24 protein-coding genes and 1 riboswitch are annotated in these 24,665 nt (G+C 38.1%); of the genes, 13 read left to right on the top strand and 11 right to left on the bottom strand.

Translation table 11 applies throughout. From position 1 onward, the window contains the following. Window positions 1–13: 13 nt before the first annotated feature. Window positions 14–1,285 carry a cation:dicarboxylate symporter family transporter gene (locus QUF94_RS06060; protein ID WP_289315054.1) on the top strand — a complete coding sequence of 424 codons (1,272 nt, stop codon included), beginning with the start codon at window positions 14–16 and terminating at the stop codon, window positions 1,283–1,285. Between the two features lie 20 nt (window positions 1,286–1,305). Next, a complete protein-coding gene (gene aspA, locus QUF94_RS06055; protein WP_289315053.1) occupies window positions 1,306–2,742 on the top strand; it encodes an aspartate ammonia-lyase in 1,437 nt (478 codons plus the stop codon). Between the two features lie 222 nt (window positions 2,743–2,964). Here aspA and QUF94_RS06050 read toward each other — a convergent pair whose 3' ends face one another. Continuing rightward, window positions 2,965–3,942, bottom strand: a complete 978-nt coding sequence (locus QUF94_RS06050; protein WP_289315052.1) for a 2-hydroxyacid dehydrogenase — start codon at window positions 3,940–3,942, stop codon at window positions 2,965–2,967. A 79-nt stretch (window positions 3,943–4,021) separates the two neighbouring features. Beyond that, window positions 4,022–5,335, bottom strand: coding sequence for an Nramp family divalent metal transporter (locus QUF94_RS06045; RefSeq protein WP_289315051.1), 1,314 nt, complete (start codon window positions 5,333–5,335; stop codon window positions 4,022–4,024). A gap of 725 nt (window positions 5,336–6,060) precedes the next feature. Between QUF94_RS06045 and QUF94_RS06040 the strand changes: the two genes are divergently transcribed. Continuing rightward, window positions 6,061–6,942 (top strand): hypothetical protein, encoded by an 882-nt coding sequence (locus tag QUF94_RS06040; RefSeq protein WP_289315050.1) that lies wholly within the window; start codon window positions 6,061–6,063, stop codon window positions 6,940–6,942. Window positions 6,943–7,102: 160 nt separating this feature from the next. On the opposite strand, the gene QUF94_RS06035 is transcribed toward QUF94_RS06040, so the two are convergent. The 3 genes from QUF94_RS06035 to QUF94_RS06025 form a co-directional block, all read right to left on the bottom strand. Further along, complete coding sequence (locus tag QUF94_RS06035) at window positions 7,103–7,663, bottom strand: competence protein ComK (protein ID WP_289315049.1); 561 nt, start codon at window positions 7,661–7,663, stop codon at window positions 7,103–7,105. Window positions 7,664–8,158: 495 nt separating this feature from the next. Continuing rightward, window positions 8,159–8,476, bottom strand: coding sequence for a protealysin inhibitor emfourin (locus tag QUF94_RS06030; protein ID WP_289315048.1), 318 nt, complete (start codon window positions 8,474–8,476; stop codon window positions 8,159–8,161). A 32-nt stretch (window positions 8,477–8,508) separates the two neighbouring features. After that, a complete protein-coding gene (locus tag QUF94_RS06025) occupies window positions 8,509–9,570 on the bottom strand; it encodes a M4 family metallopeptidase (RefSeq protein ID WP_289315047.1) in 1,062 nt (353 codons plus the stop codon). A 396-nt stretch (window positions 9,571–9,966) separates the two neighbouring features. On the opposite strand from QUF94_RS06025, the gene QUF94_RS06020 reads away from it, so the two are divergent. From QUF94_RS06020 to QUF94_RS06000, 5 genes are all read left to right on the top strand, one after another. Next, window positions 9,967–11,310 (top strand): PepSY-associated TM helix domain-containing protein, encoded by a 1,344-nt coding sequence (locus tag QUF94_RS06020; protein WP_289315046.1) that lies wholly within the window; start codon window positions 9,967–9,969, stop codon window positions 11,308–11,310. Window positions 11,311–11,338: 28 nt separating this feature from the next. Beyond that, window positions 11,339–11,809, top strand: a complete 471-nt coding sequence (locus tag QUF94_RS06015) for a FixH family protein (protein ID WP_289315045.1) — start codon at window positions 11,339–11,341, stop codon at window positions 11,807–11,809. 216 nt (window positions 11,810–12,025) lie between these two features. Then, window positions 12,026–12,508, top strand: coding sequence for a hypothetical protein (locus QUF94_RS06010; RefSeq protein ID WP_289315044.1), 483 nt, complete (start codon window positions 12,026–12,028; stop codon window positions 12,506–12,508). A 449-nt stretch (window positions 12,509–12,957) separates the two neighbouring features. Next, window positions 12,958–13,119, top strand: a complete 162-nt coding sequence (locus QUF94_RS06005; RefSeq protein WP_289315043.1) for a hypothetical protein — start codon at window positions 12,958–12,960, stop codon at window positions 13,117–13,119. Continuing rightward, window positions 13,116–13,283, top strand: coding sequence for a hypothetical protein (locus QUF94_RS06000; protein ID WP_289315042.1), 168 nt, complete (start codon window positions 13,116–13,118; stop codon window positions 13,281–13,283). Before QUF94_RS06005 ends, QUF94_RS06000 begins: the two co-directional genes overlap by 4 nt. A 269-nt stretch (window positions 13,284–13,552) precedes the next feature. On the opposite strand, the gene QUF94_RS05995 is transcribed toward QUF94_RS06000, so the two are convergent. After that, window positions 13,553–14,752: a phosphoglycerate dehydrogenase gene (locus QUF94_RS05995; protein ID WP_289315041.1), complete on the bottom strand. Its 1,200-nt coding sequence runs from the start codon at window positions 14,750–14,752 to the stop codon at window positions 13,553–13,555. A gap of 138 nt (window positions 14,753–14,890) precedes the next feature. Then, window positions 14,891–14,969, bottom strand: a riboswitch (ZMP/ZTP riboswitch). 533 nt (window positions 14,970–15,502) lie between these two features. Between QUF94_RS05995 and QUF94_RS05990 the strand changes: the two genes are divergently transcribed. After that, entirely contained in the window at window positions 15,503–16,018 is a 516-nt protein-coding gene (locus QUF94_RS05990) for a GNAT family N-acetyltransferase (RefSeq protein ID WP_289315040.1), read from the top strand. 69 nt (window positions 16,019–16,087) lie between these two features. Here the strand turns inward: QUF94_RS05990 and QUF94_RS05985 are convergent, their stop codons facing one another. Continuing rightward, a complete protein-coding gene (locus QUF94_RS05985) occupies window positions 16,088–16,504 on the bottom strand; it encodes a VOC family protein (RefSeq protein WP_289315039.1) in 417 nt (138 codons plus the stop codon). A 654-nt stretch (window positions 16,505–17,158) separates the two neighbouring features. Between QUF94_RS05985 and QUF94_RS05980 the strand changes: the two genes are divergently transcribed. Then, window positions 17,159–17,737, top strand: a complete 579-nt coding sequence (locus QUF94_RS05980) for a hypothetical protein (RefSeq protein WP_289315038.1) — start codon at window positions 17,159–17,161, stop codon at window positions 17,735–17,737. Between the two features lie 140 nt (window positions 17,738–17,877). On the opposite strand, the gene QUF94_RS05975 is transcribed toward QUF94_RS05980, so the two are convergent. The 4 genes from QUF94_RS05975 to QUF94_RS05960 all read right to left on the bottom strand — a co-directional run bounded on the left by QUF94_RS05975 (window position 17,878) and on the right by QUF94_RS05960 (window position 20,269). Continuing rightward, a complete protein-coding gene (locus tag QUF94_RS05975; protein WP_289315037.1) occupies window positions 17,878–18,369 on the bottom strand; it encodes a PTS sugar transporter subunit IIA in 492 nt (163 codons plus the stop codon). Between the two features lie 86 nt (window positions 18,370–18,455). Beyond that, window positions 18,456–18,833, bottom strand: coding sequence for an iron chaperone (locus QUF94_RS05970; protein WP_289315036.1), 378 nt, complete (start codon window positions 18,831–18,833; stop codon window positions 18,456–18,458). A gap of 66 nt (window positions 18,834–18,899) precedes the next feature. Further along, on the bottom strand, window positions 18,900–19,574 hold the full coding sequence (locus QUF94_RS05965; RefSeq protein WP_289315035.1) for a Type 1 glutamine amidotransferase-like domain-containing protein: 675 nt from the start codon (window positions 19,572–19,574) through the stop codon (window positions 18,900–18,902). Between the two features lie 50 nt (window positions 19,575–19,624). Next, the gene (locus QUF94_RS05960) at window positions 19,625–20,269 is read right to left on the bottom strand and encodes an alpha/beta hydrolase (protein ID WP_289318295.1); all 645 of its coding nucleotides are present in this window, start codon (window positions 20,267–20,269) and stop codon (window positions 19,625–19,627) included. A gap of 216 nt (window positions 20,270–20,485) precedes the next feature. Here QUF94_RS05960 and blaOXA point away from each other — a divergent pair, with 216 nt between their 5' ends. The 3 genes from blaOXA (at window position 20,486) to QUF94_RS05945 (ending at window position 24,657) form a co-directional block, all read left to right on the top strand. After that, window positions 20,486–21,277 (top strand): class D beta-lactamase, encoded by a 792-nt coding sequence (gene blaOXA, locus QUF94_RS05955; RefSeq protein ID WP_289315034.1) that lies wholly within the window; start codon window positions 20,486–20,488, stop codon window positions 21,275–21,277. Between the two features lie 385 nt (window positions 21,278–21,662). Further along, a complete protein-coding gene (locus QUF94_RS05950) occupies window positions 21,663–23,423 on the top strand; it encodes a cache domain-containing sensor histidine kinase (RefSeq protein WP_289315033.1) in 1,761 nt (586 codons plus the stop codon). 61 nt (window positions 23,424–23,484) lie between these two features. After that, window positions 23,485–24,657, top strand: coding sequence for a response regulator (locus tag QUF94_RS05945; RefSeq protein WP_289315032.1), 1,173 nt, complete (start codon window positions 23,485–23,487; stop codon window positions 24,655–24,657). The last annotated feature ends 8 nt before the right edge of the window (window positions 24,658–24,665 follow it).

Below are 24,665 nucleotides of genomic sequence, written 5' to 3'. Positions count from 1 at the left end.
AGGAGGAATTTAAATGAAAAAGTTTGGCTTAGCTACTCAAATTTTTATTGCACTTGTACTAGGTATCGTTGTCGGTGCTTTATTCCATGGTAATGAAACAGCCATGGCCATTATGGTACCTATCGGCGATATTTTCATTCATTTAATTAAAATGATTGTCATCCCGATCGTCATGGCTGCATTAGTTGTCTCCATTGCGGGAGTCGGCGATATTAAAAAGCTAGGAAAATTAGGCGGGAAGACTCTTCTATATTTTGAGATTGTCACCACAATTGCCATTGTCATTGGATTACTGGCGGCAAACTTGTTCCATCCGGGGGCTGGTTTAGATACAAGTAATCTTGAAAAAAGTGATATTTCAAAATATGAAGAAACAACAAAAACGGCTGGAAGCAGTGGCTTTGGAGAAACAATTTCTCATATTGTTCCTCAAAATGTATTTGAATCGATGGCTCAAGCGGATTTATTACCGATTATCTTCTTTTCTGTTTTATTCGGCTTAGGTGTGGCTGCGATAGGCGAAAAAGGAAAGCCTATTCTTGGATTCTTTGAAGGTGTGTTGGAAGTAATGTTTTGGGTGACGAATCTAGTCATGAAATTTGCCCCCTTTGGCGTATTTGCACTCATTGGTGTAACCGTTGCCAAATTTGGCATCGCAACATTAATTCCTTTAGGGAACCTAGTCGTTGCCGTTTATGTGACGATGGTATTCTTCGTGTTCGTCATTCTTGGAATTATCGCGAAAATGTCTGGGACAAGCATTTTCGTTATCCTGAAAGTGTTAAAGGATGAACTGATTTTGGCCTTTACAACAGCAAGTTCAGAGTCGGTATTACCAAGGCTTATGGACAAAATGGAGAAGTTTGGCTGCCCGAAATCCATTACTTCTTTTGTTATTCCAACAGGCTATACGTTTAATCTGGACGGCTCATCGATATATCAGGCACTTGCTTCACTTTTCGTGGCACAAATGTATGGTATTGATCTATCCATTACACAACAGATTACGTTGTTACTTGTACTGATGTTAACGTCAAAAGGAATGGCTGGCGTTCCGGGTGCTTCATTTGTTGTTGTTTTAACAACACTTGGTTCTATGGGACTGCCGGTGGAAGGTGTTGCGTTCATTGCCGGTATCGACCGAATTTTGGATATGGGAAGATCAGCGGTCAATGTCGTGGGGAACTCATTGGCGGCGATTGTCATGTCGAAGTGGGAAGGCGAATTTGACCAGGAAAAAGCAGACCATTACGTTGATTCTATTAAACAATCAGACGTAGCATAAACTATAAAGGGGGAAACACGATGTCAACAGTCCATATAAATCATAACGTACGTATTGAGAAAGATTTCTTAGGATCAAAACAAGTACCAATGCATGCATACTATGGTATCCAAACATTGCGTGCAGTCGAAAACTTTCCGATTACAGGCTATCGCATTCATGAAGAATTGATTAAAGCGTTGGCTATCGTGAAAAAAGCAGCGGCTTTAGCAAATATGGATACTAAACGTTTGTACGATGGTCTTGGTAAGATGATCATTCAGGCAGCAGATGAAGTAATCGAAGGCAAATGGCATGATCATTTTATCGTGGATCCCATCCAGGGCGGTGCAGGTACATCCATAAATATGAACGCAAACGAAGTCATTGCTAACCGTGCACTCGAATTGCTTGGGAAAGAGAAAGGTGACTATGTTCAATTAAGTCCAAATAGCCATGTGAACATGTCACAATCAACAAATGATGTGTTCCCGAGTTCGATTCATATCGCCACTCTTATTTCACTCGAAAAATTGTTAAATACGATGGAATATATGCTTACTATCTTCAGGAAAAAGGCCCAACAATTTGACCATGTGATTAAAATGGGACGGACACATCTTCAAGATGCAGTGCCTATCCGTCTTGGTCAAGAGTTTGAAGCATATAGCCGTGTAATAGAGCGTGATATTAAACGCATTCAACATTCACGCCAGCATTTATATGAGATAAATATGGGCGCAACAGCTGTGGGAACAGGATTAAATGCAGACCCTCGCTACATTGAAAGTGTGGTTGAACATTTGGCGGATATTAGTGGGCTTCCGCTTGTTGGGGCGGAGCATCTTGTTGATGCGACACAAAATACAGATGCTTATACAGAAGTCTCTGCTGCATTGAAAATATGTATGATGAATATGTCCAAAATCGCGAACGACCTACGTTTAATGGCCTCAGGTCCCCGTGCGGGCCTTGCGGAAATTAACTTGCCGGCTCGTCAGCCAGGTTCATCCATCATGCCGGGAAAAGTCAATCCGGTCATGCCTGAAATGATCAATCAAGTAGCGTTCCAGGTTATTGGCAATGACCATACCATTTGCCTTGCATCTGAAGCAGGTCAGCTTGAACTGAACGTGATGGAACCTGTGCTTGTGTTCAATTTGCTTCAATCCATTAGCATTATGAGCAATGCATTCCGTGCCTTTACAGACTACTGTCTGGTGGATATTGAAGCAAACGAAGACCGTCTAAAAGAGAATGTGGAAAAAAGCGTAGGGATTATCACGGCTGTTAATCCGCATATTGGATACGAAGTGGCAGCGCGTATCGCACGGGAAGCCATTTTAAAAGGAAAATCAGTACGTGAACTATGCCTGCAGTACGATGTGTTAACAGAGGAAGAGCTTGATCTTATTTTAAATCCTTACGAGATGACAAACCCAGGTATTTCTGGGGCTGAGCTGTTCGATAGATCGTAATTTCTGATTTTGATGGAATGGCAGATGTGGTTGATGAATAACTCCAGTTGTTTTCAGAAATCCAATGAGGATTTCATAACAGTAAATCCGAACTCCCTGAAGCCCTCTTTTATAGAGGGCTTTTTTTGCTTTACAGGATGAGAAAAAATATTGAATAATCCGGAATTGAAAAACTGGATAGCCCCATAAAGGACTATCCAGCGTAATTCATTCCATTATAAATTACTTTACCTTTACACCAGCTTTAATCAAGGTAGGCGGAGTTTCCCCCTGTAATCCGGCGACAAGGTTGGTTGCGGCCAGCATCGCCATTTTCAAGCGGGTTTCATATGTTGCGGAACCGATATGAGGTAAAGTGACAACATTCTTCATGGAAAGCAATGGATTGTCTTCCATGACGGGCTCTTGTACAAAGACATCAAGTCCTGCCGCGTGAATTTCACCGGTTGTTAGCGCATGGATCAAGGCTTCTTCATCCACTGTTTTCCCTCTTGAACAATTGATGAAGATGGCGGACTCCTTCATGAGCTTGAATTCTTTTTCCCCCATCATATTTTCGGTTTGGGGAGTGAGCGGTGTCATCAAGCAGACAAAATCAGACTGCTTTAACAGATCTTCCATTGAACAGTATGTAGCCCCATACTTTTGTTCCGCTTCCTCATTTCTGGATCTGTTGTGATATAAAATGTTCATGCCAAACCCAAAATGAGCCCGTTTTGAAACGGCAGATCCTATTCCTCCCATACCGATGATTCCTAATACTTTATGATGGACATCCACCCCAAACCATTTTTCCCCGATATTCGATGTCCATTGCCCTGACTTCACCAATTGATCCAACTCTGGCATTCTTCTCGCTGTGGATAACATCAAGCCCATAATCGTATCGGCGACTGTCTCATTTAATACCTCAGGAGTATTCGTAGCCATAATTCCCCGATTGGACAGCTCTGTTACATCCAGATTGTCGTAACCAACCGACGAATTACAGACGATTTTTAATTGCGGTGCCTGATCCAGTAAACTTTTATCCACTTTTAATCCTGAACCTAATATCCCTTGTGCTGTCTTCAACTCTTGAAGGAATTCAGGTTGATTTTGTGAGTCAAGACCCTCAAAATATACGACATCACATGTCTTTTGAATATAATCCAACACTTCTTGATCCACTTTCTTATAAATGATTACTCTCGGTTTCATCATTGATCCCTCACTTCGAATAAAGTTTGATGTTCATTACCCAAGCAGACAAATCCCCTAACTATAATCTACCATTATTTCAAATAAAGGTAAGAGCTAATTGGACTGCTGACCAGACCGCTAAAACGGAGGCTAGGGTCAGAACAATATTTTCGAACCAATTATTTTTATATTTACCCATCAAGCTTTTTCGATTTGATAGTACAAGCATTCCTATTGCGATAATAGGGAAACCGATTATGTTTATTGCATTTACACCAATTGTCAATGCAATAAAACCAGGCATGCCAGGAATGGACCAAATGATTGGAGTAACTAAAACAAAAATCGTAATCCATTTATACATTGGATCTTTTTCATATTTTCCATTGTACTTTTCGCGTCGGTCCTTATTAATTACGTAAAAGGCGTCTACAATCAATCTTGGAAAACCAGTTGACTTCCCTACTATACTCGCAAACAATACGCCAAATACACCAAGATAAAAAATGTACCAGCCAAATTGCCCTAAAGACATTTGTAATGCCATTGCCAAATCATCAATCGTTTCCACATGAATTCCATTTGGTTTTAAAATTTCTGCACCTACAACCCAAATGGCCAAATTGATCACAATGCAAACTCCGATGGCAAACAGTAAATCATTTCTTTGAACCTTGACGTGACTCGGTTTCGTCCAACCCTTTTCTCTCATGAAATATGGATGAACAAAGTTCGAAATGGATCCTGCCACTGCACCTATAATTGAAATCGCCACCAATAATGCTCCATGAACGCCAGTATCACTTGGAATGCTAAAACCGACCGTCCCTTTAATGATTTGCCCCACATCCGGTGTTGCTGAAATCGCCAGGTACAAGAAGGCAATCGTCAATAATGCCAAAAGCACTTTCATTACACTTTCAATTCTATTATAAATATTTCTGCCAATAAGCATGAAAACTAATGCTACAACTACCATTGAAGCCAAGAATGGCTGATTAACATGGAATAGGGTCGATAATACCTCTCCCGCACCCTTAATCATATATGCATTAAAAAGATGACCCATTATTAATGCATAACCAAACATGAAGTAACCGAAAAATGGATGAATACGTCCATATCCTTCAAGAATGGTTAACCCCTCTGTGTTACAAAGCTGGAACCGAGCAATGATATTAACGATAAGAAAACGAAGGATTAATGATAAAGCTAAAATCCACATTAAACTATATCCATAATCTGCCCCGGCAACAGAAGAAGTCACCAGATCACCAGCTCCAAGCCACGTTAATACGGCAAGTATTCCTGGACCATAAGCTGTTTTAAACTTTGTGAAAAAATTTTGTTTCCTACTTTCGACCTCAGGAGCCATTACAGTAGATTCAGCAAGATTAGATTGATTTTTCAAGTTTTTCAACTCCATCCCAAAGAGTATGTATTCGCTTTCATTTCCCTGAGTAAAAAATAAATTGCTTACTCAAGACATACAGATATTGAAAATATGACAAAACTTTCTGAAAATATGATTCCGGAATTGACATAGAGTTTACACTCAGGATGTTGTCATGCTTCATGTTGAAGTAAATCAGCTCCTTAAAAAAGCTCCCCTTCCATTTAATTGAATGTTTCGACTATTACCAACGCAATTGTAAGACAAATTAAAATGTAAGTCAATAATAAATTTTAGAATATTCTTTAAAATAAAGCCATAAAAAGCCTTATGACCTTTCTAATTAGTTGATAAATCAGGACGTTGTATTTCAGACTGGCAGCCTCAAAAATCCTTGAATATTCTTTTCTTCAACCATTCTTTCTCTTAGAAACCAATTACTCTTTTAGAAAGTAAAAAAGCCTGACTCCCAATATTTAATGGAGTCAGACTTTTTTCGTTTTACATTCTCTTAAACAAGCTAATCTTTCTTTGTGAAAATGGAAAATGATAGACCAAGAACCATGATTAACCGTGACTACCATTACCACTGAAGATAGAGTTAGTGATGTATTCATGAGATCGAAATCCCATGATACAGGAGATATTGCACCTTTTTTGTATGGTATAATAACACTAGAATTCTCAAGAGCATATATTTGTAAAAAAATATAAATTTATGAAAATAAACTATGGAGCGAAGTATGAAAACCAAATTAGTTTGTGAAAAAGTGATGCAGTTTACAAGTAAGGATGATTGTATTAGTACCGAAATTGCCGCAAACGGGGATTTGTTGTTGTTGGAAATGCCGAATCAACCTGAACGTATGGATGGGTTTGTGCAGGTTGCGATGAAGCAGAACTTGAAGGTACATATCATCAATAACCAACAATATAAACAAATCGAGTTTCATAAAGTGCCTATCAGTGCTGATCATGTACAAACCTTTTCGGATGGGACGATTATGCTTGTCGGTTCAAGGTGTGAATATAATGAGGGGAAACCTGATAAAAATGCGCGTTTCTATGATAATAACGGACAATTTTTGTATGCACTGACGTTTGGGGATGGCATTCAATCTGTACAGGTCGATGAGCAAGACCGCATATGGATCAGTTATTTTGATGAAGGTGTGTTTGGAAATTATGGATGGGACGAGCCAATTGGACGACATGGTTTGATTTTGTTTGATCGACAGGGGAATATTTTATGGCACGCTGGTGAGTTTGGTATTTCAGATTGTTATGCGCTAAATGTCGCTTCATCAGACAAGGTGTGCTTTTACTATTACCATGATTTTAAATTCGTTATATTAGATGAACTGTTTCAACCGACCTTTTTTAATATAAAGAAAGAATCATTCTGGGAGTTTGCGATTAGTGATGATGCTATTGCCATTTTCGACGGGAATGGTAGCTACATGTTCCACAGAAAAGGACAAACATTCAAAAAAGGCAGACGGATTCAATATGTCGATGAGCAATGTCAAAAAATTAGCGGTCGTTTATCCATGCGAGCCGAAATCATTTATATCTATAATAACGATGGCATTTATAAAACGACGTTATCACAAAATAACAAATAACAGTACCTAGAGTGAGATGTTTGACGTGAAATTTATTACATTGGATTGCTGTCACTTTTCCAATCAATAATAACAAGGAGCATGATTTCAAATGAAATCATGCTCCTTTAAGTTTTTTTTCATGGCTAGTTCAGGTGGTCTGCCTTTACATTTTCCTTGGCTAGATTTCCTTGCCTTTCACCCTGTAATGGACCTCACCAGGTTCTTTGCAAAAGGTGATTCCGCTTCCCGGCTCGTAATAAAAGGTTTTTTTGCCTAATGAGCGTTCATGGAAGGTCGTATGCAGATAGGATGCTTGGTCCCTTTTGAAGGCGAGCTGATTTTTGCTTAAGGATACAGGAAGGCAATGTCCATAGTTTGTGTGGACCATTGTTTCTTTTTCGTTCATTTCCTCTAAATCACGAACGTGGATGTAGGAAAACCAGACCCCTCCTCTTTTCCGGAAAGAGCGGGAGGAGAACCAGACCATTCCAAGCTGGGCGTTTATGCAGACGGGCAGCCTGTATTTTCCGCCAAGCACGGATTTTGCTGCTGCAAGCCCGCCGTCAAGGTCCAATCCATAGTGGTTTAGCGTGTTATTCAGGATTTCCTGGCGCGGTTGTGCAACATGGAATGTGTTTTCTCCTTCCACTACCATGGTCATCTCGGCACCATTTGAATCAAAACGCTCCATCATTCCCACCGTTTCAATATTCATTAAATAATTTTTTCGTATCATCATTCCATTCACTCCCCATTTACTATTCACTTTCTTGGAGTATACTGGATATAGAGGCAGGTATACTCCTGCTCGCAAGCCCTTAGGTGATTGTCTTCCCGGACGTACTCACCTAGGGGTTTTTATTTCCGGCTATCGTCACTTTCATTTCATGAGATGTCATTCACTTCACCTCTCTGCGACCATTATCCTATTTTATGCATTTTTTGTAAAACCGCTCTGATTTTACCACTATAAAAATCCGTTCCCTTTTGTGACTCCATTACCTGTTTGATAGCTAATTCCTTACAAGTTGCCATCAAACGGCCATACTTTCCAATTTCCTTTTCAAGCTTTCTGCTCTAGATCGATCTTTTCTTGGTAATCTGTGTCCATTTAGAGAAATAACTGCCAAAATCTATGTGAAAAGTGAAATGAAATGACATTTTTGTGAAGTTTTAAAAACCACGTAAAAAAAAGTCTATCTGAATAGATAGACTTTCTTTCATTACCTTCATTTCATTCTGCCATCTTTATTTCAATGGCCAAATTACGTAAGTAATCCAATAAGGGCCGAACTTCCTCTGGAGCTGTTGTGTCAGTAAATGAGAAAGACTGTTCCTTCTTTTCATCAGCTATATCCAGCTGGTATGAAAACGAGTCGAACCCTTGAGCTTTAGCTCCAGCCATTTTATTTAGTTGAGCATTAGGAAGGTCCGCTGTCTTCATTAAGTTCTGTAATTCCTCATTTTTCTCCTTCGGCAATTCATCTGTATCTATCTGAAAGTTCAAGTCGAGGTTGGCCATTCCCCCCATGCAGCTAAATTTGATATGCATTGTAGATGAAGCCTCCTATTCATGGAATATGACTACTCAGGCAGTCCAACCGCTTTAAAAGCATTTTCGATTGTCTCTATGGCTGTTTTGGTAACTTCTCCGCTATCAACAAGTTTTTGTGCTGCCTTGATGACTATTTGTACAAATTGATTGAAGTTTGCCGTTGCAAATAAATTCTGCATTGCATTGAACCAGATCAAAGCCGCTTTGTCCGTTCCAATCTCCATGGATACTAGATAAAAGGCCTTGTTCGGTATGCCGCTATTGATATGAACACCATGATTATCCCGCTCTCCTTTATAGAAATTCCTCATGTGATCTGGCTGAATATCTTTACCCATCAACTTATTGTCAAATGCAGTACCTGGTGCTTTCATCGAACGTAGGGCCTGTCCTTTCAGTGTTGGTCCCATTATATCAGCACCGATTAGCCAATCGGCATCACCTGCTGTTTGCTTTAAATGAAATTGTTTTATGGCAACTCCAAACACATCCGAAAGATGTTCATTCAAAGCCCCCGACTGACCTTCATACTCCAATCCACTTGTGAACTGCGTAACCCCATGTGTCAGTTCGTGTCCGATTACATCGAGTGAATTGGCAAAATTGCTAAAGATGACCCCGTCGCCGTCACCAAATACCATTTCATCCCCGTCCCAATAGGCATTCGTGAATTTATTCCCATAATGAACGTTCAGAATGATATCAAGGCCTTGGTTATCAATTGAATTACGGTGCAAGACATCCTTGAAATAATCACGCACAACTCCGCTATAATCGTATGCAGCGTTAACTACCGGGTCTGCACTTGATCGATCTCCTTCTTTCCTAGCCTCATTCTCCCGGAGTTTGGTTCCTCCTTTACAATCATAAACATGGCGGGCAGATTCACCATGACGCCCAGATCCTGCATCAGTTAAAGCGACAACCCCGTCAATATCATATTCTTTCAAAATTCTGCGCCTGCGCATTTGACGGCTTTTCGCTAAACTGATCCGTGCTTCTTCCACTTCATTTTGCGCCAAATTCTCAAGAATATAGTTAGGTACAATGAAACACTGACACTTCAATTTCGAACAATCTCTTTTGTGCATATTTAACACCCCTTCATGATTTTTTTACGATCTATTACAGTTTCTTTTTTCAAGAGTGCTGCTTCCCTTAATGTGTTTGTCTTCATGTTCATTAGCAGTTTATCTCTGATCCGTTTACATTGTTGTCTCGCTGCTCTTCCTATCTTCAAGACATTCTATAGATTACTTTCGCCGCACTTACCCCATTTCCCTCCATTCCTTCCTACTCTACAATCGCAAACTCTTACTCAATACGTTCGCTCCTTTGTTCCAATTGTTCTTCTTATTTGGAATGACCATCTCATCTTTAACAAATTCAAACTTCCTTTTTTTAAATAAATTTCATATTTTTCTCACAATTTTCTTTTATCATCTATATAGGTGAATTTAATAGTACTACTTGGAGGTCCTGTATAAATGGAAACTAAACAACCAAACGCCGCTCTGTATAGAACAGTATGGAGATGGCATTTTTACGCTGGAATTATTTTTGCACCCTTACTTATCATTCTGGCAGTTACTGGTTCAATCTATTTATTTAAGCCACAGATTGAACAAGTACTTTATCAAGACTACCAAGAGGTAACACCGCAAGGAGATAAATTACCAGCATCTCAGCAGATTCAGAAAGTGAAGAAGCTATACCCAGATGCAGTGGTGACAAAATATCATCCCGGAGAAAATGCCTCCCGTTCAAGCGAAGTGAGCATTACTACTAATAATGAGTCTCTTACCATTTTTATAGACCCCTATACAGGTAAATCTATTGGAGAGTTAAATGATGAAGACAGAATTATGGATAAAATCGAGGAAATTCACGGTGAACTGATGGCTGGCACCTTGGGAGATAGAATTGTAGAGTTAGCTGCGTGTTGGGCAGTTGTGTTAATTGTCTCTGGTCTTTATTTATGGTATCCCAAAAATAAGCTAAGTCTTTCTGGTGTTCTATTTCCAAGAATAAATAAAGGGAAAAATACTTTCAGAAGAGATTTACATGCAGTACCTGCATTTTGGATATCAGCAGGAATGTTATTTTTAATTATGACAGGTTTGCCTTGGTCAGGTTTTTGGGGAAGTAATTTTCAATCGTTAGCTACCAATTCCGGATCTGGGTATCCTCCTTCCATATGGACTGGAAGTGCTCCAACATCCTTAATTAAAACAAAAGATATTGCAGATGTTCCTTGGGCAGCAGAAAATTTAGATGTACCTATCTCAGATATTCAAGGTTTTATCCCACTGTCCATTGATGATGTAGTCACGATAGCGAATCGTGAGGGTATGCATCCAAGTTATAGCATTAATATTCCAAAAGAAACGGATGGCGTTTATACATTGTCAGCTTTTCCACCGAAAGCACAAGATGAAGCAACTATTCATATTGACCAATATTCCGGTGCGGTTCTAGCTGATTATCGTTATGATCATTACGGTTTAATAGGAAAAATAGTTGCTTGGGGGATTACCTTGCATAAAGGGACTCAATTTGGTTTGATTAATCAAATAATCAGCCTTCTTATTTGTTTAGGAATTATCCTTGTTGCATTTAGTGGTTTTTATTTATGGTGGAAGCGAAAGCCGAAAAAAGGATTAGGTGCACCAAAAGCTCCTCCTATAAAGAACATGAGATTCTTTCTATTTCTGTTAATAGGTCTAGGAATTTTGTTTCCTTTGGTTGGTTTGTCTCTTATTGTTGTTTGGCTAATTGACTGGTTAATTATTAAACGAATATCTGCAGTTAAGAAGTTTTTGAATGCATAATTCGGAAATGTAAAGGGTGGCTTTTGCCGTGAAAAAAAATATATGTATTTCTTTAATCTTTATTTTCAGCCTATTGTTAAGTGCGTGTTCACTTGAAAAGGATGTCACTAATCTATACAAAGAAGAAACACCACTTGAAGCTGAAATAATTATACCAGCATCCTTTTCAGCTAATACACAGGAGACGATAAAGGCTGTTCTTACTCAAGGTGGTAAAAAGGTTGAAAACTCAGATTATGTTCATTTTCAGATATGGAAACAAGATGGCTCTCTCAAATATAGTATGGAACAAGCTGAGGAAGAGGGAAACGGTACTTATACTTTACGTAAAAACTTTGATAGTGATGGCCTATACTATATAAAAGTACATGCTAGTAACGATGGTTCAATCATTATGCCTCAAAAACAGTTTATCGTAGGAAAACTGTCTGAAAGTGAATTGAAATTCTTGCAAAAAGGGAGCCAAAAACAAGAAGAAAGTCATGAACATCATCATTAATAAATTTTTTTGACATCCGGTTTTCATTTGAAGACCGGATTTTTTATGGATATTTGTTTACCACGGTGGTTCGGAGAGAATGTATTTACAGGCAGGGTATGTAATGCTTCACCTTTATTTATTGGATTATTCTGCTCGTGCCGCATATACTGGATTGTTCCTATAAACAAGGGAGCTTCCTCAGAACATAAACAAACTTTAAGGGAGGGCATAGCATTGGTAACTTCACAGGGAACTGCTTCGGTTAGCTTTCCATTCCCATCTGTATGGGGTATCCACTCTTCAATAGCTGGCAGAACGATTATTTGGGGAACACTTAACATTAACTCCATTACAGATAATAGAGTAAGTGGTACGGCTAATTTTCGTGGTACACCTATTCCGATTAGTGGCTTTTGGAATGAAAGCACCAAACAACTCACATTCGATTCACCTTATGCCACATTCTCTGGCAACTTAACCATTATTGATGATTTCCAGATTAGAGTTCGACATTTTATTTTACGCGGACGTTTTCTTATGAAGCCTCCCTCTTTACAAGCAGGTGAGTCTGGATCGTGGATTGCCACTACTGATATAGCTCTGAATGAATTTCCTGTTAGTGGTAATACCTATACCGAGCAATTACCTCCTGTTGGAGCTTTTTTAACATCGAATATCCTTCATCAGTATCAGAATTTTGGGGGCAGAACAATATAGGGTAATCCTTTCTGTGTAGAAAGGGTGTGAATCGTCTCTGTATTTCCTAGGGACGATTCTTTACTATAGCAAATTACCAAAAGCCTTCTTGAACTGACAGGTTGGTTGAGAATTCAGGGATTATTTTCTGATACGTCATCTTTTCAAATGTTTCCCATCATGATATTACATTTTGATGTAATCCTGATGCCTACATAGAAGGCAAAAAATAAACCCCTTCCCAAATGGAAAAGGCGAGGTGCTGAAGTGAACGGAAGCAAAGAGGCACACCAGTGACTATCTAACTAAGCAGATTAATATATGAGATAGTGATTTTGGTAGATAACTTTTGAATCCATTAACTCAAAATGAGTACAGATGGAATATTGATTGACAGCATTTTCTCTGTACTTCATACTATTGTAATAACAGAACTGACAGAATATTTGGTAAATTAGGAGGGTAAAACTATGAAACCAACTGTAATGACAATGGATTTACAATTATTAGCAGATGTTCTTAGGGAAAATAATTGTACAAGTTTAATAAAAGCAATTGCAGAAAAGGATTTTCAAGTGGCTCAAATGCTTGATGTATTAATATTTGAGGATAAATGGGAGGATGACATGTGACTAAGCTCAGAATCCTTTTAACCATTCCAATTTTGCTATATGGAATTTTCATATTTGTTGTCATTCAATACGATAAGAATATTCCACTTTATTTGCATCTTCTATTCGCAATCTACTTGATGTTGTTTGTACATTATGAAGAAGAAACGGAAGTGAAACCATGACAGATTTTTAATCTTGGAGAAGTTCGATCTTAAGCAATTCGTGATGGAAGAAGTTTTGACTTCAACTGACTGTATCGAGCTGCTTGGCATAACCCGTGCCAGGCTGAGTTCGTTGTAATCCCTAGGTTCTCAACACGTGAGTAACGTTTAATATGATCACCACAATAAGTGGCTTTTTTTGTTCAAAAACATTAACAAGCCTAAAAAAAGCCCCAACTCCTTAAAGGAATTGAGGCTTTCACTATTTATCATCTATCTTCCGGTACCAATTAGATAATACGAGTTGTGACGATACCTTCGATTTGTTTGATTTTTGCTTCCAAACCAGGAATGATATCGCCGTTTACTTCACCGTCAATGTCGATGATCGTATACGCATATCCCCCACGGCTTCTGTTAACCATGTCAGCGATGTTCAAATTAAAGCCAGATACAGCCAGTGTAATTTGCCCAACCATGTTAGGAACGTTTTCGTGGAAAGTTGCCACACGACGATTTCCTGTATAAGGAATGGCAGTATTCGGGAAATTCACAGAGTTCTTGATGTTCCCTGTTTCTAAAAAGGTCTTCAACTGACGAGCTGCCATGATGGCACAGTTTTCCTCTGATTCTAGTGTAGAGGCACCAAGATGCGGAATTGGAACGACATTTTTCATTTTCAACACATTTTCATTCGGGAAGTCGGTGATGAACCTGCCAACTTTCCCGCTCTCAAGTGCCGCTTCCATATCCGCTTCATTCACTAGCTCGCCGCGTGAGAAGTTCAAGATATGTACGCCAGGCTTCATGATGCCAAATGTTTCTTGGTTAAACATTCCTTTAGTGTCATCAGTTAATGGAACGTGTACTGTAATGTAATCAGATTCTGCAAACAATTGTTCAATTGTCATGGCGCGTTGTACATTGCGGGACAAGTTCCAAGCTGTATCAACAGAGATGAACGGGTCAAACCCAATGACATCCATGTCCAAATCCAGGGCATCATTCGCTACAAGTGCACCGATCGCTCCTAAACCGATTACGCCAAGAGTTTTTCCCTTGATTTCTTTACCAACGAATTGTTTCTTTCCTGCTTCTACAAGCTTTGGAATTTGTTCTCCTTCGCCTTCCAGCGTCTTTGTCCAGGCCACACCGGCAAACAGGTTACGAGATGAAGCCATTAATGACGTTAGCACCATTTCTTTTACAGCGTTTGCGTTAGCTCCAGGTGTATTGAAAACGACGATTCCTTGCTCTGTGCATTTGTCGACCGGAATATTATTGACTCCTGCCCCTGCCCTTGCGATTGCTTTTAACTGATCGCCGAATTCCATAGTATGCATGTTAAAGCTGCGAAGTACGATTGCATCAGGGTTTTCACTGTCATTGTCGACTTTAAAATCGCCTTTGTTGAATACATTTAGCCCGCTTTCGGCAATATTATTTAACGCTTTGATCGTTTTGACTTTTTCTAAAAGTACTGTGCTCATTTTGTTTGCTCCTTTTTGGTTATGATAGTTTTGAAGTTTCAAAATATTGACAAAATTTTGAAACCATGAAAATCTGCATTCTCTAAACCTTTACTATCCTCTGTAAATACACAGAAAGAGGCAAGGGATAAAATCCCTTACCTCTGCCCAGGCGAACGGCTACGACACTATGTGTTCCCTCACGGTTATCCGTGTTTCGCCAGTTGCACATAGTCTTTTCATTTATTTTATTTTATCAAATTATTCAGCAATCTTCAATATCATTTTAAAGATTTATCTCTTTTTTTGCAGAAGTCACAACTCACCAGAAATAAATCGACGAATTCTATCGTTTTATCTCCCGAAAATAGGAATATATCGACGAATTCTATCGTTTTATCTCCGAAATTAGGAATATATCGACGAATTCTATCGTTTTATCTCCGAAATTAGGAATATATCGACGAATTCTATCGTTTTATCTCCGAAATTAGGAATATATCGACGAATTCTATCGTTTTATCTCCGAAATTAGGAATATATCGACGAATTCTATCGTTTTATCTCCGAAATTAGGAATATATCGACGAATTCTATCGTTTTATCTCCGAAATTAGGAATATATCGACGAAATTACTCGTTGGAAAAAGGCACTGTTGAAAGTGGCTGTTGATATTCTTGGACTATCTCGGACAGCTTTGTTGTAAAATGGATAATATTAGTAAAATATAGAAAGTATAGCAAACTAAAAGATAATTAGGAGGAATTAATATGATAGTAAGAGAGGCAACGCTTGCTGATGCTGAAGGTATAGCAATAGTCCATGTGGATTGCTGGAGAACCACTTATGAAAATATAATACCAAGTGATTTTCTAGATAATCTGTCTTATGAGAAAAGGAAAGATTTATGGATAAAGAATATATCCAGTGATGGGAATCATATTTATGTAGCAGAAAATGACAAGGGGAAAATAGTTGGATTTATAGCTGGTGGTAAAAGGGAAACAAATAAAGTTGAGGATTCGGGTGATTTAACTGCAATATATATCCTCGAAAATTTTCAAAGAATGGGAATAGGAAAGAAACTTATCAAAGAATTATTTTTTAAATTTGAAGAACTTGGATTCAAGACCATTCTCGTTGAGGTACTTGAAGATAATAAATCTCGATACTTCTATGAGGCATTTGGTTCTGAATTGCTTAAAACCGAAAAAATCAAAATCGCTGGCGCTGAAATAAATCTATTGGTTTATGAATGGAAGGATATTAGCCCGGTATTGTTATGAATAAACCTACGGCACCGAACTTCAAAAAAAGACACAATCCTAAGTGAAGGATTGTGTCTTTCATTTGATTTAATTTTGATTAAATCCGCTTTCGTCCATGTAAAACACTTCCCAAGAATGACCGTCGATATCCTTAAAGCTCCAACCGTACATGAAACCATGATCAATTGCTTCATTAAAAGGCTTTCCACCAGCATCCAGTGCCCTATTCACGACCTCATCCACTTCTTCCTTACTTTTAACCGATAGGGCCACGATGGCTTCCGTAGTTGTTGCTGGATCTGGGATATCCTTCTTGGTAAACGTTTTAAAGTAATCTTCCACCAATAACATGACATATATGGACTCACTGATAACCATGCACGTTGCATTTTCATTGGTCATTTGCTCGTTAAATTCAAAGCCGACCTTTGTGAAAAATTCCATTGAGGCACCCAAATCTTTAACAGGCAAGTTTACAAAGATCTTTTCTGCTTGAACTCCCATCCAATTCACCCTCGCTTGATTTATTTGTTCACTCACCTTCTATTCGCTGCATTTTTCGATTTTCCTGCTTGCAGCAGTCATTGCATTCAAATTGAACAGATACAACCTTAGCCACTGGGAGCATCCATAATTCACCTACTTAAAAGTGAATTTCAAATATTAAACAGGATAATTCAATTTTAAAACAACCTGAGAGTTTACCTTATGAAATTTTCAAGGAGTATTTGCCTCTTCCCTTGTTGCTTCAACATTGGATGGTGGTAGCATTTGCGCATAAAAATTAGCAGACTGCCGCCCTTTTGCATTCGTATACCAGATGTTCAATTTGGGTTTCATAACTAAAACACATCTTTTCTTTTTTGAAATAATAACTTTATAATTCCATGTTTTACTAAAATTAAATAATTATTTCAAGGAGGTAAGCTTATGAAAAATAGTATTAAAACATAAAGTATCCGGAACATTTTCTTTACTGGTTTTGCTTTCAGTTATTTTACCAGGATTCAGCCCAATCATTTCGTTCTCCTATAGCTAAACAAACGCTCGAAGCACCACCTATTATGCAAGTAGAGCAATACACGTTTTGCAATCGTAGCACAGGTCAAAAATAGATGGGAAACGACAACATTACCTTATGGGATAGGTGGTTCATAGATGGTTACCATTCAAACATATATATCAAAAAATAGTTATGATGCAATTATTAATAAACATTTATTAGCTAACGGAGATTTTATCCCAATCCATCACTCAAGCGCCAAGCAACTGGGAAATCAAAAGTTATTTACTTCAAAAGGAACTTCCTTATACGGCACAGTCATTATATCTTATCAAGATCAATTTCTCTCGAGCTTTTATGATTGGGATGATGTTGATGGTATTTGGCTTTCAATTTTACAGGCAATGTATGATTGTTTAAATACCGGTATTGGCAGCTGCGACTATTCAGAACGCTCTATGGATTGGCAAGTGAAAAGGCTAATGGAAAAAAATCCCGATATATCATTTACATGGAACCATGGTTTCGCTAGCAAGGAATGGAATGATATGCCTAAGATATCCACACTAAGATTCCCTGAAAATGTGCTATTGAATAGTTTAATAGAAAAGGGGACTAAGTTCTTAAAATTTAGAAATGCTCTATATGATAGCGGTCCAAGCCAAAATATTAACCAGTTAATTAACGATCTTAAATCTTTTAGTAGTGATTTGGGGTATGTGCACTTGGAATAGTTCACTGTGCTAAGTGAAGCTGAAGTCTTGCAGCTGTATGTGATGGGTTTATAGTAAAAACATCCTTGCCAGCATTCGCCAGCAAGGACTGTTTTTCTTGTTTAGAAGTTTCTAATATAGAAGGCACTTGACGTTTTATTTCACTTCAAATAAACACTCATAATCTGTGTTTCCTTAATATTTGCTTGTGTACTATCTGTTTTTTCTATTTTTTCAACCAGGTCGCCATTCGTGACAACAATCGGAGTTACGATGCTTGGAGCTTTGGATTTCAGAAATTCAATATCAAATGTAACAAGCTTGTCCCCTGCTTTTACCCTTTGCCCTTCTGTGACATGTACTTCGAATCCCTCGCCTTTCAGGTTCACTGTTTCTAATCCAATATGAATTAACAATTCAATGCCATGCTTCGTGCGAAGGCCCAAAGCATGTTTAGTATGAAAAACCTGGATCACTTCTGCATCAATAGGAGAAACTACCAGCCCCTCCTCAGGAAGAATCGCTATTCCGTCCCCCATCATCTTACCGGAAAATACCGGATCCGGAACATCTTCAATATTTATTACTTGTCCATTTATAGGAGCAAGCAGTTGTTCCACTTTTTCTTTGTTACCGAATAATTTTTTAAACATATTATTCCTTCCTTTCTCTTTCCAGTTGATTTTAAGCTTCTTACAGCTTACATTTAGTGTTTTGTAAATTCTGATAATAGTCGAAATTATTTTTTCTTTTTCAATTTACCTTCTGCTTTCTTCTTATTCTCTTCCACTCTAAATGTAACCATCTTGGTTATTATTTCATAAGGAATTGGTTTGTTAAGTGGAAACTGAACGGCCCCTTTTGAACATTTGTATTCAGATAAAGCATGTTCAAAAGCAGAGATCGCGTTTGGAGTTGGATAGAATCCAATATGTTTTTTATAGGCAGCGAAATGCACCAGATTTCCGTTCAAAGCAAAAGTGGGCATTTGATAACTGATCTTTTCTTCTGCAGCCGGTGCTGAATCTTTTATGACTTTTCTTAACGTTTTCAGTATCTCCTGAACTTCTTCGGGAAATTGCATAATGTATTCATCAATTGATTGAATTTCCTCCATGTTTAACTCCTTTCATAATCTAAACGATCACTGCCCACTATTATACCCTATCCTTTTCCGTTACCCTTAAGAAGAAGGGCTCCAAACACAACCCGATTCAAGAATCACTTTCCTTCTTTTGTTTATTTTTTTAGTGTCACTAAAGTGAAAAATGTTCTTAATCGATGTTAACCCCTCATCATTCCAAAATAGGGCCCCTCCATTTGGGATGGCATATATATCCCTCTCCTTTGATAAAAGTATCAGTTCTTCATCCACAGATTCTTCATAATGGACTTCGACACTAAAGTCCACCAATCCAAGTCCTCTCAGTATTTGAGTTTCAGGATAATCCTCGTCTTTCGTTATAAGGCAATCCTTACAAAAAGCCAGCGCACCTGCACTAACACCGATCATTAAACCTTTGAATTCCTTTACCGTTTGTATCAAACCTTTATTGACCATACATTCCATTAATATTTCGGGTCTTCCTCCAGTGAAGTAAAGTACATCTTGAACTGATATATTTGCTTTCATTTCTTCATTGCCAAGTTCATCATTAAGAAGCTGAATATTCTCAACACCTATATCGTTGAATGATTTTTTAGCAGATTGAAACCATCCATCCCGTTTTGCATGTTCTGTAGCAAACGGAATGATCAAAACCCTGCTTTCAGGTTCAACATAAGTGGCTATCCGCTTCATGACCTCATCAAGTTCCCCTGTTAAAGGATTTCCTCCCCCAATAAAACAAAGATTCATATTTTTATCTCCTTCGTTCGTTATTTCCCGTTTACCCTAACTTAAATGAGTTATATCTTTAAGAACTCTTCCATTCTTTTCATTACACCTTCTAGCATGGTAATCGACCTTGAAGTATTCAAAGGTTCACTATCCAAAGAATGATTAGCATTGGGGACTTTATCCATACTTATATTCGTTTTTGTTTCAATCATTTGAATTTTACCTGGAATATAATGATGATCTTTTTCTCCTATTATTATATGTACTGAATGGTGGCTGCTTAATAACCCTTCAAAAATCGAATCGAACTTCAATAGTGGCGTAAGCAAAATCATCTTGGAATTCATAAACTGCTCACTTTTCATAATTCCGTTGATGATTGGTATGGTACCAAGTGATTTGCCCAAAAATACAGTTTCTTGATATTCATGATTTTGAAGAACTTCAGTTATGACGGGATTAATATCATTAACTATCACTTTTGTGATATCTACCAACGGATGCTTGAATATATCCTGGTCGTAAGAGTAATGAATATGCACGACATCATACTGAGTTTGAAGCATGATCATTGTCGAATAATAAAATAGCGGCTTCTCATACGTGTAACCCGCACCAGAAAACATAAAACAAACGGCTGGGCTTCCATTTTCAATATGCGTGTATGTAATTTCTTTTTCATTACTATTTATTTTTCCTTGGTTAACCTTCATGATAGATTCCTCCCATTGAATCCATTCTATCGTTTGCTCTATATATTCATTAGCTACCCGCTGCATTCCTCCTTGATTGATACATCTAGATAGAATCCAAGAATAAGGTTTCGTTTTTTACCGGGAATAGGTATACTTTAGCTATCAACTTATTTTTTGGAAATTACTCTGTATTTCTGATGATCGATCAATCCATGCCTTAAAGGAGAGTGTGTAATGAAAATCAAAGCGTTATGTTTCATTCTTGTCCTGCTAGTCACTGGTTCCATGGGCTCGATTCATGCAAGTGCAAACGATCAAAAGGTGAAAGAAATGGATATCGGGGAGTCTTTCGATGGTGCGGAAGGTACGATGGTTCTCCAAAACTTAAAAAATGATAAAGTATTTATCTATAACAAACAGCGAAGTAAAGTACGCTACACTCCAGAATCGACATTCAAAGTGGCGAATGCATTAATCGGCTTACAGACAAAAGCGGTGAGCGATGAATATGAAGTGAAGCGCTGGGATGGCGTAATCAGGGAATTTGAAGATTGGAACAGGGATCATACGCTGGCTTCAGCCATGAGGCATTCTGTGATCTGGTATTATCAAGCAATGGCCCGCGATATCGGGGCGGAAAACATGCAGCAATATGTGAAACTAATCGATTACGGCAATCGTGATATCTCCGGTGGGATCGATCAGTTCTGGCTGGACAGCAGCATAAAGATTTCTGCCCGGGAACAAGTCCAGTTCATCGAAAACCTTGTAGAGGAAAAACTGCCTATCGATAAGCAGCATATGAGAACCGTTAAGAGAATCATGATCAATGAAGAAGCAGACTCATATGTCCTCCATGGAAAAACCGGTACACGCCTTTCCGATATGGGATTGGGCTGGTATGTGGGTTACATCGAAACGGACAAAGGCAAATGGGCCTTCGCCACGAACTTGGATGGCAGCGGAAGTAAAGCCAAAACGATTACACTGGATACCCTGAAAGAGTTGGATATCATAAAAGAATAATAGTTCACGCATGCTCTTAATTCGGGCATGCGTTTTTACTTTATGGAACTTCACCTGATTTGTCAGCACACACATTCAAAACTCTTCTAGACAAGCTCCTTTATACTCTTCCTTCTTCCATTTTTGAAAAATGAGAAATTATGAATTTCCCGTTTTTTTAAATCGAATAGTTTTTTGTTCCATGTTCTTAATGCGCATCACGTGTTTATGCCTTGTTGACGATACGTGTTTATTTGATATAGTTTTAAAATAGTATTCAAGACTGACTAAATAAAGCAAAAAAACTGCATCATAATAAAATGGAGCTAAGGATTATTTGTTTGTAACGTTTATATAAACTCTGCATGAAATAAATAATGGGCCTTTAGCGAAAGGGGCACCTTCTGTGAAAACCATTCAAAGTCGCTTATTGTTAATGTTACTTCTTTTTATCATCTTACCGTATTTTCTATCAGTGTTTCTGATTTACAGCTATACAAAAAATAGTGTGGAGAGACATGAGCTTGAAAATAGCCAAGAACAACTTCAGAATAACGCTGAAGAACTGGAGCAATACTTTGATGACATGATTAATCTTCCCTATCTATTATATCGAAATCCCGATTTATTCCGGATTTTCAAGAATGGTTTTGAAGACTCGATATATTTTAACCCGATTGCGATGGAAAAAAGTTTAGAAACCTTTTATCTGACGCGAAACGAAATCCGTCAAGTACGGTTTTATATTGATAAGGATAAAGAATCGTTTACAGTTTATAATGCGACGGTCAGCGCCCGGAAACCTCAACCCGATTTATTAAATGAGGAGCCGATAAAACAATTTTATAGCTCTGACTCCAATTACATGATTGAGCCGCCACATCAAATTCAAAATTACAATGACACAGCGATCATTCCCCAATCGGACGACACAATGGTGATGACTTTTCACCATAAAATAGTCGATGTGCCTTCAAACGAATATCTCGGAATAATTACAATTGATATAGATTTGGATGCCTATGCCCGTATATGTAACAGCCTTGTTCAAAAGGATGAAGAATCTGTAATACTTATGGATTCACATAACAATGTCATGTATGCAAATGATCGGTCCCTTATAGGAAAATCCGTTACTCCTGATTTTAAAAAGCAGATTACGGGTGAAGATATTATCTTAACCAAAACATTATCAGGAACACTAAATCATTGGAAATTAGTTAAGATAACCCCTAATCATGTATTATTCGATGATGTCCGAAAGACTGCCTATACAAATATAATCGTTGGACTAATAGTCGGCTTGTTAGGGCTATTAATGATTGGTATTATTTCATACAGAATCACTCGTCCCATTAAACTTCTTAGCAAGAAAGTGAGAACAATAAAAGGTGGAAATATGGATGTCCCCTTTGATGATGGAAGAAAAGACGAAATTGGTGAGCTGGAAAAACATATGAAGGATATGATGAACCGAATCAATCTACACATTGAAAGAGAATATAAACTCGAAATAGAAAATAGAAAAAACCAATTCAGAGCATTAAAATCTCAGGTTAATCCGCATTTCTTATTTAATTCGTTACAATCTATTGGTGCAGTTGCCCTAAGATCTAATTCTCCAGGAGTTTACCATTTATTGACGTCACTATCTAAAATGATGCGCTACTCCATTAAGGCAAACCAATGGGTGTTGGTTCGAGATGAAATGAATTATATAGAAGCATACCTAAACCTTCAAATGGAGCGTTTTGGAGACAATGTGAACTATTCTATTAAAATAAGCGAGACGATTCTTGATATGACGATTCCAAGTATGATTCTTCAGCCCCTCGTTGAAAACTTTTTTAAACACAGTTATGAAGAAGGTTTCTATCATGCTCATTTAACTATTCATGGAGAAATACAAGGAGAATTTTTACACCTCATCGTTGAAAATTCGGGTCCTAGTTTGACTCAGGCGGAGCTTCAAATATTACGGGAAAATATATACGCGTCCCCACATGAAAGCACATATTCACATAATCATATCGGTCTGAAAAATATTTATGATCGTTTAGTTCTAAATTATGGATCAAAAGCAGGCCTGGAAGTGGATACGTATCAAGGACAAGGATTTTCCGTTAAAATAGTGATTCCACTAGAATTTCCGCTTGCTAATGAATAGATTGCTTCGTAGCTATTCAAAAACGGACACTTTAACTCATTCATATAAGGAGATGAAATCTGTGAAAACTTTAATTGTCGATGATGAGTTCAATGTACGTGACGTAATACGCCATTTGGGGCAGTGGGAAAAATACGGTATCACCCAACTATTAGAAGCAAGTAATGGCGATGATGCAAAAAGAATGATAGAGAAGGAAAGTCCGGAAATCATCTTTACAGACGTGAAAATGCCTGGAATGAGCGGTATGGAACTAATCGAGTGGCTAGATTCCATTTCTTATCCTGGTAAAGTGATTTTAATTTCGGGTTTTGACGACTATTCATTTATGCGTAAAGCAATTCAGTTTAGCAGCTTCGATTATTTGTTGAAACCGATTGAAGCTGATGCATTTAACAAAACACTGGAAGAAGCCGTTAAATCATGGGCGAATGAAGAGGAAGTTCGTGCTAATGAAGATACCGGTGTATATGAAGATGTTAAAAGGTTTCGGAGTAATCAATTAGTTACTGCCGCTTGTATGGGGGAACACTTCGACAAAAAAGATATTGAGTCATATCTTCCAAAAGCAGACGGATACACCCTTACATTAATTTCCTTTTATCAAATGCACCATCCTGCCCCCTACATCCAGTTACTCGCTGACGAACTTGTTGAGCGGAAAATCGGAAATGTATTTTCGCTTCAGAATGATCATAATCTTTGTCTAGTGATCACCATACCTGACCATTGGTTATCCGTTGAAGAGTGGATCAGTCATCAATTTGATATTCCTGTTCGCCTTGTTTGTGGCGAGCCCTTGGAATCATTAGGGGATATACACAATTCCTTTAAGTCATTACAAAAAGCAATGAAAAATCAAAACTTCAGATCCATCCACCGTTTGGATGACTTGGATGTTGCACGTCGCATAGAGGACATCGTTTCATATGTTGAAAAATATTACATGGAAGAATTGAGTTTAGAAAAACTATCGAATGTATTCTTCTTAAGTCGCGAGCATATCTCAAGAAAGTTCAAACAAAAAACCGGAATGCTCCTGTCCAAATACGTCACTAAACTAAGAACTGACCAAGCAAAACGCTGGTTAAGAGAAACCGAAAAAAGTATTTACTCCATCTCTTTAATGCTCGGCTATCAGGATGAGAAATACTTTTCAAAACTATTCAAAAAAGTGGTTGGCATGACACCATTCGAGTACCGAAACGGTGAAAAGAATGCAGATCAGAAGTAAATAATTCA

This window comes from Peribacillus sp. NJ4 (assembly GCF_030348345.1).
Taxonomy (GTDB): Bacteria; Bacillota; Bacilli; order Bacillales; family DSM-1321; genus Peribacillus.
This window is presented reverse-complemented; position numbering and strand designations above follow the sequence as displayed.